General features: G+C 42.4%; 11 protein-coding genes and 1 tRNA gene. 2 read left to right on the forward strand and 10 right to left on the reverse strand.

Annotated elements, in window-relative coordinates; genetic code table 11:
- Positions 1–102 precede the first annotated feature (102 nt).
- Positions 103–252 (forward strand): hypothetical protein, encoded by a 150-nt coding sequence (locus P5683_RS14350; RefSeq protein ID WP_315640269.1) that lies wholly within the window; start codon positions 103–105, stop codon positions 250–252.
- Positions 253–276: 24 nt separating this feature from the next.
- On the opposite strand, the gene P5683_RS14355 is transcribed toward P5683_RS14350, so the two are convergent.
- From P5683_RS14355 to moaC, 10 genes are all read right to left on the reverse strand, one after another.
- Positions 277–4,044 (reverse strand): FkbM family methyltransferase, encoded by a 3,768-nt coding sequence (locus P5683_RS14355; RefSeq protein WP_315640270.1) that lies wholly within the window; start codon positions 4,042–4,044, stop codon positions 277–279.
- A 140-nt stretch (positions 4,045–4,184) separates the two neighbouring features.
- Entirely contained in the window at positions 4,185–4,691 is a 507-nt protein-coding gene (locus tag P5683_RS14360) for a hypothetical protein (RefSeq protein WP_315640271.1), read from the reverse strand.
- Positions 4,678–5,049, reverse strand: coding sequence for a nucleotidyltransferase family protein (locus tag P5683_RS14365; RefSeq protein ID WP_035759503.1), 372 nt, complete (start codon positions 5,047–5,049; stop codon positions 4,678–4,680). Before P5683_RS14365 ends, P5683_RS14360 begins: the two co-directional genes overlap by 14 nt.
- 37 nt (positions 5,050–5,086) lie before the next feature.
- A complete protein-coding gene (locus P5683_RS14370) occupies positions 5,087–5,545 on the reverse strand; it encodes a DUF29 domain-containing protein (RefSeq protein ID WP_006670756.1) in 459 nt (152 codons plus the stop codon).
- A 37-nt stretch (positions 5,546–5,582) separates the two neighbouring features.
- Positions 5,583–6,053 carry a DUF29 domain-containing protein gene (locus P5683_RS14375; protein WP_315644924.1) on the reverse strand — a complete coding sequence of 157 codons (471 nt, stop codon included), beginning with the start codon at positions 6,051–6,053 and terminating at the stop codon, positions 5,583–5,585.
- A gap of 37 nt (positions 6,054–6,090) precedes the next feature.
- Entirely contained in the window at positions 6,091–6,558 is a 468-nt protein-coding gene (locus tag P5683_RS14380; RefSeq protein WP_187758359.1) for a DUF29 domain-containing protein, read from the reverse strand.
- A 17-nt stretch (positions 6,559–6,575) separates the two neighbouring features.
- Entirely contained in the window at positions 6,576–7,013 is a 438-nt protein-coding gene (locus P5683_RS14385; RefSeq protein ID WP_006625234.1) for a M48 family metallopeptidase, read from the reverse strand.
- Positions 7,014–7,101: 88 nt separating this feature from the next.
- Positions 7,102–7,836, reverse strand: coding sequence for an HAD family hydrolase (locus tag P5683_RS14390; RefSeq protein WP_006625233.1), 735 nt, complete (start codon positions 7,834–7,836; stop codon positions 7,102–7,104).
- Entirely contained in the window at positions 7,837–9,033 is a 1,197-nt protein-coding gene (locus P5683_RS14395) for an NAD(P)/FAD-dependent oxidoreductase (RefSeq protein WP_006670753.1), read from the reverse strand. It abuts the gene before it with no gap.
- A 403-nt stretch (positions 9,034–9,436) separates the two neighbouring features.
- The gene (gene moaC / locus P5683_RS14405) at positions 9,437–9,961 is read right to left on the reverse strand and encodes a cyclic pyranopterin monophosphate synthase MoaC (RefSeq protein ID WP_006625231.1); all 525 of its coding nucleotides are present in this window, start codon (positions 9,959–9,961) and stop codon (positions 9,437–9,439) included.
- A 62-nt stretch (positions 9,962–10,023) separates the two neighbouring features.
- Here moaC and P5683_RS14410 point away from each other — a divergent pair.
- Positions 10,024–10,097: transfer RNA gene (locus P5683_RS14410), tRNA-Arg, on the forward strand.
- Positions 10,098–10,129: the final 32 nt, after the last annotated feature.

A 10,129-nucleotide genomic window follows, 5' to 3' on the forward strand; every position in this document is an offset into this window, starting at 1 on the left:
TTATGAATATAGTCGTCGGGAATTGATAATTGACGGCAGAACCCGCCCCTACAATAGAAACGGTGGGGCGGGTTTATGAATATAGTCGTGGGGAATTGATAATTGACGGCAGAACCCGCCCCTTTCTCCCCCAGAGGTCAAGAAACCCGGTTTCTCAAAGAAACCGGGTTTCTCAGCCAAACGGTAGGGCGGGTTTATGAATATAGTCGTCGGGAATTGATAATTGACGGCAGAACCCGCCCCTACAATTAATTATTAATTATTAATTATTAATTATTAATTATTATCCGGTTCAACTACCGGAATAATATCAGCCTTTAGGTTATTAATTACTTCCTGATTTTCATGGTCTAATTTAATCCGACCCTGTAACTTAGACATTAAAGCCGACCACTGCATGGGACTCAACTCGCCAATTAACACAATTTCCGGCCCGCCATCAAATTCTATTTCCTCCTCCATTAACAAGTTCATAGCCACACTAGATAACACTAAATCAGCCTCTTCTGGGGTAATGTTGCTGTTATCTATCAATAGGGTCATCTCGGCTTTATCGGGATGATTAACCAGGGTTTTAATCACGGCTTGTAATTCTAATCCGACAGTTTCTTCTGGTTGTGACCAGTCCGGGAAAATGATAAAATTCAACCTCTGAAGATTTAGACGTGCTAAAGTTACCTGAATTAAAGCTGAACTCATAATTTCAGCCATTTTTACCCAAGAAAACTGTTTAGCTTGTGTCAAACCTGCGGTAATTAAAGAGTTACGCACTGAGGATTTTTGCACTTCACACAAGGCATCTGTTAAACCATCAACATCATTAGCATCAACATAGATAGCCGCCTCTCCTGCGACTTCTGGAATGGAAGCGTTGGCACAAGTAATCACCGGACAACCACAGGCTAAGGCCTCTAAAACTGGCATCCCAAAACCTTCGTATAAGGAGGGATAAACTAAAGCTACAGCACCAGAATAGGCTATTTTTAATTCTTCATCACTGAGTGTTAATGAATGAACGACAGTGCCGGAGGTATATTGTCTGTATTCGTTAGCGAGGGTGACACCGCTACCCGTGCAAATGATTTCAAAGCCTTGTTTGGTGTGGAGTTGGTTAAAGGCACGGAAAAATAAGATGGCATTTTTGTAGTTACTACCAGCACCAACTAACAAGAAGTAGGGTTTACTAATGCCGTATTTATGTTGAAAAGTGCTGATTTCTGTGGCTGTAGCTGGGGTGAAAATGGGAGCGACACCACAATGAGCAACGGTAACTTGTTCGATGCTAATATCAGGAAAAAACTTAACTAAATCTCTGGCGGTACTTTCAGAAATGGCAGCGTAAGAACAGGCGTGACTGATAGCATGATGTTTTTCTCGCCACATGGGTTGATCTAAATTACCTCCCAACACTTCTGGTATCATGTCATAAGCCATAAATACAGAGGGGGTGGATAGGGGGGTTGTGTAATAGGTGGAGATGAATAAATCGGCTCCTTCTTGGTCACAGACTTGCTGTAGCATTTGCTTATCAGCATCGGCGTTATTATAACTATAGGCGGGTATAGTTAGATAGCGGATACCGGGTATTTGGGGGGCGCTATTGGCGCGGTCTAGTACAATAATATGGGCAGCAAATTCTGTGTTCGCCCATTCTTGTAAAAGAGTTCTCCACACCCTAGCAATACCTGTGCTATAGAGTTGGAAAAATACACCATCAATAATAATAGTAGGCGATCGCATTTCTATCTGTATAGATTTTGGCAAATCTTCTGGAGGCAAAAATTTCCAGTTGCCAGTATTGATATCTTTTTGTATAATTGGTGTAACTCCCAAGGCTTGGGCGCGATCGACCATGGTGCGATCGGCTACCCAACCAAAATATTCCCGTAAATAAACAGGGAACTGAGTTTGTGACTGCAAGGACTGCCATTGACTGACAGCATTTTTGTAACCGTAATACTGTTCTTTAAACTTCAATTGTTCTGGAGTCACATAAGCAAAATGTTGGAAAATTAAACCCTCTTTTTCTGTTTCCCCGTGCATAAAAGGATTAATTGCCGCCACATTCTTCTGTTGACCATCTTCGCAAGTTTCCACCAAGATAGGGGGTTCGTGGGCTGCCCAAACGCATCCTGGTTTAAACCTCCAAGTCCGCAACCAATCTTGGCGAGGATTTTGTGCATAGCAGTTGCGACTACTAATAATCATATTTTCTCCCACAAAATACCAACACCAATAAAATGCAGCAGTTTTGTCAGGATTCTTAACAAATAGTTTACGAGTTTGGCAAATCTGCTCTAAAGTCCATATTTCATCAACGTCCACCTGCCAAAGCAAACATTCTTCTTGGATATTTTCCAAAGGCGCATTAACCATTTCTCGTTTACCATCCCAAAATTCTCCTTCTGGTTTGCGGTAAATAGTGATATTCTCTGGATACTTTTCAGCCAGTTGATCTAAATATTCCGATGTGCCGTCCTTACTACGACCATTTTTATGAATTTGGTCAGTAATTTGACCGCCCAACTTCAAACACCAGCTTGTATCATGTTTTAAGTCAGCTACACCTTCAATAATATGCCAATGCCACTTAAAAGGAAGTTGTTTAAATACTTCTATATGGTAACGGATAAAAGGTTCGCCATTTAGAACAATAGTAAAGAAATGAATCGGCAGTTCTTTGAAAGCAATGTAATTCTCATAAAAAGAGTTTGAATCGAAAACCTGATCTCCAATTTCACCATTACTTGTAATCCGATGACACTCATAACCATGTTTAATTAAAATATCAAATGTATCTTTGGCTTTTCTGTTGCATCCTTCTAGCATCTTTTGGGAGATTTCAAATTGAATAAACCTAATAGCATTTCTTTCTAATAATTTTTTCGCTCCTAAAAGAACATCATATTCAGCACCTTCGACATCAATTTTAAAATAATCTATGGATTCAATATCGTGTTCTTCGCAAAAAGAATCGATAGCAACTGCTTCGACCATTTCCGTTTTCACAATGGGGATTTTTTCCTGGGGATTTAGGGGGTTGCTCATCTCAGGAACCCCGATGCTATTCCACACAGAGTATTCTTCTGGAAATTCATTAAATTTTATAATTTGATTGCTAGAAAAAACGGCTTTTTGGAATAAATTAACATTGGTCAAATGTCGCTCATTTATACGCTCTTGCAGTTTTTGAAAAATAGCTGAGGTGGGTTCAAATGTGTAAACTTTTCCTGATTGACCTATCAGCTTACTAAATAAAATAGAGTAATCCCCTCGATTGGCTCCTACATCAAATACAGTCATCCCAGACGTGACTATATTTTTGACAAGTTTTTGTTCATTGATTTCGTTTAAAAACAAACTATTTTTGTTAGCAAAAATAGCATAACCATTACGCAGATTTTGGTTTTCCTTAATTAAAACATATTTTGGATCTAAAATTAGTTGATGATAATTATCATAATTTTTAAAAGTATTAATATCATCTAATAGAATAAACTTAGCACCATATATTTCTTGAAGTTCTGCCTTTCCCGTAAATTCAGAGCCATCAATTAAAACAACGTCAAAAATTTCGATATTGTTTTCTTCTTTAATCAGTTTAATGCCTCCGCCATGAACTCCTGAATTTCTCAGGTATTCTGTATCTTGATGCCACCAATTCAAAACTTGTTCTATGGGATATAAATTAAGATTAGTTTGATGGTTTTGATAAAATCCCCTAATTTCATTTTCTGTCGGGAAACTTTCTAAAGGAACTGAAGAAACATTATAACAGCGCACAAAAGAATAATCTTCATACCTCTTTCTTAAAGCATCAAACCGGCTTTGAGAGATTTCCATACAAAATAGTAACGGTTCATTAGAATTATTGACTAAACCTTGTACAAAGGCTTCTGTACTTCCCGAACCAGAAGAAGAACCAATTTCTAAAACTGTTTGAATATCTTGTTCGGTAGCAATTTGTTTAATAGCTGCATAAAATTCATCATTCTTAATTTCTGGAGGGATTAATTTATCCAAAGCTGATGGTAATTTAGACATTGATTTTATCTCCAAATCAAGAAAACCAGACTTGCAAAATTCACTTTTTTTTCTGACAACACCAAGTCAGATTGGTAAGTTTCACCATACTACCACACCATGGCAAAAAAGCGATCGCCTTCCCGCCACTGAAACAACACTTAACATTCCTCCAACCTTTCCGCCAACTCTCGTAACCCGTGGACAAACTGCCGCACTTCCGACTCGAAACAATGCCAGACTTGAGAATAGCCTTGCACAAGATCTTCCACCCGTTCCGTCTCCAGTTCAAAACCGTAGATATTGCGGACGATATGACGAAAACCGAGATACTCCCGGAGACTCTGCACCGTTTCCGAACTCAGAACTGGGGGGAGTCCTTCTCGTTCCACACTCATGCGGTTGAGGAGTCGCTTGTGCCAATCAAAACTCGAAGGTAACGCGCCATTGAGTTCAGAAACAATCAATTGAAAAATCCTCTCGCAGCCTGTATAAAAATTATGCAATTTCAGTGCTAAACTCTCATAAAAAACCCCTGATAGTGTCGGATAGCGATCGATTTCCTGGCGCACTTGAACGATCGCATTTTCCAACTCTCCCAAACGCGCTAACTCTAGTTCAATATCCGTCGCTAACTCCTGTAACTCACAGGGACTAACCTGCCTCATAAACACATTCCCCTGTTTGCAATACTCGATCGCGAAAATGTGGTTCTAAATCCTCAAAAGGTTTCAAATCCACCCATCGCCGCGTTAAGTCATTCGCCTCCGCCACCGCCAAAAAATAATCTTTTTTTCTCAACCCTTCCACCGCCAAATCAATATCAGAAGTTTCCCTAAACCTCCCCCTAACTAACGACCCGAATAGGATAACCCGCCTCACTCCAAACTGACTCACCAGCATTTCTACAATTGTATCCACATCCGATCGCGCCTGGTTGACTAATTTTTTATTTTGCGCCGCCTGCTGCGTCATTCGTTGTTTCCAATAGGCTAGGCGATCGCTATTCACAAATTCCTGATTCATCATCTTTCCCCCACAATTATACCCTAATATCCTTGATTTACGGAAACCAATTTTCATCTAATACCTCGTCTAAGTTGGCGATCGGAGTCGTGGGAAAATCGCTCACCGATAAACCCGAAATCTCAGAAACCAACTCTCGCGCATCTTCGTAGATATCAACTAATTCCTGGGATAGGTAATTTTCGAGGCTGGGACTATCCTTTAAATGTCGCTTAATCTGTTTCCTGAAATTACGGATTTCTCGCCGCCAGTGATTTTGATTATTGTCTGTTTCAGAATGCCAATATTTGAGTTTGAGTAAATGCTCAAATAAAAGAGTCAACAGACTGGCTAACTTTCTTTTATCCCTTTTACTCAAGTCTAGCACCTCTTCGATCAGGTTCTCTAAATCCACCGCCTCAAAATCACCTTTTTTTAGGTGTTTAACCGTTTCCAGAACCCAGAGATTATAATCCGTATCATATAGACTTTTCCGTGATTCGCTTAACTGTTGCATCGTTAAGTTATGCCTCCATTATATCAGCCTTTAATCACTACTTACTCACCCGAGGAAACCAATTTTCATCTAATACCTCGTCTAAGTTGGCGATCGCCTTTTCCGGGAAAGTCTCTAGGGGAAGTTGCGAATGTCTACTCGCCAATTTACAACCATCTTGATAACATTGGCTGAGTTGCTTATCTAGGTAATTTCTCAGGCTAGGACTATCTTCTAACAGTCTGACGATCTGCAATCTAAAATTAGTTATTTCTCTTTCCCAATGTCCTCGATTTCTTTCCGTTTCCGCCTCCCAGTATTGCCACATTAGCAAATGCTCAAATAAAAGAGTCAACAGACTGGCTAACTTTCTTTTATCCCTTTTACTCAAGTCTAGCACCTCTTCGATCAGGTTCTCTAAATCCACCGCCTCAAAATCACCTTTTTTTAGGTGTTTAACCGTTTCCAGAACCCAGAGATTATAATCCGTATCATATAGACTTTTCCGTGATTCGCTTAACTGTTGCATCGTTAAGTTATGCCTCCATTATATCAGCCTTTAATCACTACTTACTCACCCGAGGAAACCAATTTTCATCTAATACCTCGTCTAAGTTGGCGATCGCCTTTTCCGGGAAAGTCTCTAGGGGAAGTTGCGATCGCATTGAGGCAATTTCCCGACCATCTTGATAACACTGCTCAAATATTTGTTGTAAATAAGGTTTCAGACTCGGACTATCTTCTAATTCATCTTTAATCTGCTTGCGAAAATTAGTAACTTCTCCCCGCCAATGTCCGTAATTATTAGACCTTTCCGCCTCCCCGTATTGCCACATTAGCAAATGCTCAAATGACAGCCTTAAAAGATTCCTTAACTCTCTTTTCTCCATCGCAGCCCAGCCTAGAATTTCCGCCATTAAGTTCTCCAAATCCAGAGCCTCGAAATCGCTTGTTTCTAGATGTTTAACCGTTTCCAGAACCCAGAGATGATAATCCCTATCATATAAGCTCGCTTCCTCGCTGAGTTGATTCATGAGTAGCCAGATATTAACTAATCTTCAACCGCTGTCTGTGTATCAGCTTTTAACTGTTTCAAGAGATTTTGATAATCCTCAATATCGGGATATAAACTCACCAACTTTTCCAAAGGTGCGATCGCCTCTTCCAGTTTATTTTGTTGTAAGCGAACCATCACCAACCCTTCCAAAGCTGTTTGATTTTCCGGTTCCCGTTGCAAAACCGACTGATAACCCTGTTCTTGGCGTTCTAACTGTGATACAATTGTGGCAACCTCCTCCGCTTGGTTTACCTCCGAGGATTGGGAATTACTGCGAAACATTGCACCCAAACCCGAAGACATCATCCCCAGAAAAGCTGCCGTCGAAATGAACATTATAACCTTCTGTAGTTTTTTGCGACGTTCCATGCGGCGAGCGATCGCCTCTCCGTAGTGTTTTCTCAGAGAATCGGAATTTTCGACAGTTCCCATTTGATCAATACCTCCCTAAACCAGGTCACATCAACCCATATAACTATTTTACCCAACTTGACCGCTATTGCGATCAGGTCGGTGTAATTTAGCGATCGCAATTTAACTCAATCTCTGCTAAGGTAGAATAGGACGCTTTATCTGGCGTTGAGGGAGTATCTCGTTCTACTAATACCCCCGCTATTCCCGCTGATTTTGCCCCCTCATAGTCCGCTGTCAAACTGTCCCCAATATGCAAAACTTCTCCTGGCTGAAAATCGTATTTTTCTAGTGCGACCGCAAAAATTTTCGGGTCAGGTTTCGCCGCACCCACTTCTGTGGAAATCGTCACCGTCGAGAAAAATCCCCCTAAATCCAAAACTTCTAACACTGGATATAACCGGGAATCAAAGTTAGATAAAACTCCTAATTCTATACCACAATTTCGCCACTTTGTCAACGTGGGAATTACATCAGGATAAACCACCCAAGGTTCAGCCGTCGCAAATTCTTGGTAAAGGTGATCAAAAAACTTGGGGAAGTCGGAAAACTCCTGAAAAACCCCGACAGCCTTAAAACTTTCGGCGGCAATATCGCGCCACCAGGCTAGTTCTAATTGGGGAATTTCCGCCATATCTGCGCCGGGAAAAGCCATGGGTGTAGCGGCGCTAAAACTCTGATAAAATGCCTGATTTAGGGTTTTAGGACAGACATTAACTCCCCATTTTTGGGCGATTTTGCTGTAAATATCGCCCACACTTTCTCGGACACCAAAGAGGGTTCCCACCGCATCTAGTAAGATTAATTTAGGCGGCAGAATGTTATCATTTATCATCATGGGCATTTATTTATTGATCATCAACTCTTGAATGGGGCGACTTATCCAGTTAAATGCTACCCGCATTTGATGTTCTAAGGTCGGTAAACGATACAGATAAATGAGGCGGCGGGCGACATGGGCTAACTGTCCATCGAGTTTAATTCCTAAACCTGTGAGAGTCGCGTTATCTTTCCCTAAAGTCATCATTTCTCCTAGGGCTTGATAATGGAAAGATAGCAGGGGTCTCCCGGTTAAAGATGCCCACAGATTCCAGCCAGCATAATCGGCTTGTTGAAAGGCAGCTTGGGCGGTTTTGGGAACTTTTTTGCCTTCCGCATCATGACAGTCGGCGAGGTCTCCCAGGGCGAATATTTCCGGGTGTTCAATCACTTGTAATTGGGGATTAATGATGATTTGATGTTCGGTGTTTTGTTTCAGGGGAAGCGATCGCACTAAATCCGGGGTCTGGGTTCCCACCGTCCACATAACAATATCAACCGGTAAAGTATCTACCTGGTCGCGATATTCGAGGGTAATACTTTCCGCATCTAGGGATTGAACAGTAGTTTCTAAATCCAGCCAAACCTGTCGTTCGGATAGGGCTTTTTGGGCAGCTTCCCGGTTAAAGTCGGGGGCAGATTTGAGGATTTTTTCCCCTCTTTCCACTAGGCGCAAACGACCGCGTTTTCCGAGTCTTTCCGCTAATTTACAGGCTAATTCTACCCCACTATAACCGCCGCCAATGATGGCTACTCTAATTTTTTCCGCGTCCGAGGCTTCCAGGATACGCAAACGTTCTTGTAAACGATAAGCATCCTCCACCCGACGAAAAGGTATGGCGTATTGTTGGGAACCTGGTACTATATCAAGGGGGGTTTCTCCTCCCATGGCTAAAACTAGGCGATCGTAATCGAGAAATTGACCATCTTGTAATTGCACCTGTCGGGCGGTAATATCAATATCGGCAACAGTTCCCTGAATAAACCGGATGGGTGTTTCTTCCAGGAGTTGTTCAAACGGTGGCGCAATTTCCCAGGCTTGTAGTTCTCCGGTCACCAGTTCATAAAGTAGGGGCGCAAATACAAAGCGGTCTCTGGAGTCAACTATAGTAATTTCCGGGGTTTGTGTGGGTAGCCACGGTAACTGGGTTAAACGTAGGGCGGTATATAGCCCCCCGAAACCACCACCGAGAATACAAATGCGAGTTGGTTGTTCTGTCATAGGTTTGGGAGCATGATTTAATCTCAAATTAGGTTAACATTTTACGGCAATACGGTATAATACCAAGTATGGTGCGAGACCTTCGGGTATGAAATCGAGCTGAAATGGGCGTGGGGACTACCCGGTGAGGAGTTCAACCCCTTGGTTGATTGGGTCGCATCCCTGGCCATCCCATCATAACACAGCCTGATTTTTTTGCCCACCTTCGAGACTTCCAATATGGCTAGTCAGGTGAAGCGTCTAATCAGGTCTAAGACTGCCCGCGTCATGCTGAAATGGGCGCATTATCGATATATTCAACCAAGGGGTTGAATTCCCCACCAGGCGGTTATTTCGGGCATTTCAGCCTTATTTCATGCCTGAACGTCTCGCACTATCAATTATTAAGATAGCAAGGCGATCGCTATTTCGGCAGTGGCTGGGACAATGGCTGCTGATAATCTCCTGATTTTCCCCCCGTTTTACTCAACAGACGAATTGACCCAATTTCCATGGATTTATCTAGGGCTTTGGCCATGTCATAGAGGGTTAAGGCGGCGATGGAAACAGCGGTTAGGGCTTCCATTTCTACCCCCGTTTCCGCGATGGTTATGGCTTCCGCGCGGATCTGATAACCTGGGAGTTGGGGGTCGGCGGTGAATGTAACATCTATTTTAGCCAGGGGGAGTGGATGACACAGGGGGATTAATTGGGCCGTTTGTTTGGCGGCCATAATTCCGGCAATTTTGGCGGTTCCCAGAACATCTCCTTTGGGTGCGTTTCCCAATGCGATCGCTTTTAGGGTTTCTGGAAGCATTTTCACCGATCCCATGGCGATCGCCACCCGCCGAGTTTTGGGCTTCTCTGACACATCCACCATCTGCGCTTCTCCCTTAGAATCAAGGTGGGTTAAAGATTGGGGAGAATTTTCTAAATAATTGCTTGTCATTTTCGGAAAGTGTGTTATTATCTTAAATGGCGGTAAAACAAGTCTAAGTTTAACGCCAACGGGGGCTTGTAGCTCAGTGGACTAGAGCACGTGGCTACGGACCACGGTGTCGGGGGTTCGAATCCCTCCTAGCCCGTTTTGTATAAACTCTGATTATAACAGCGATTA

This window comes from Limnospira sp. PMC 1279.21, from assembly GCF_032349615.1.
Lineage (GTDB): Bacteria > Cyanobacteriota > Cyanobacteriia > Cyanobacteriales > Microcoleaceae > Limnospira > Limnospira fusiformis.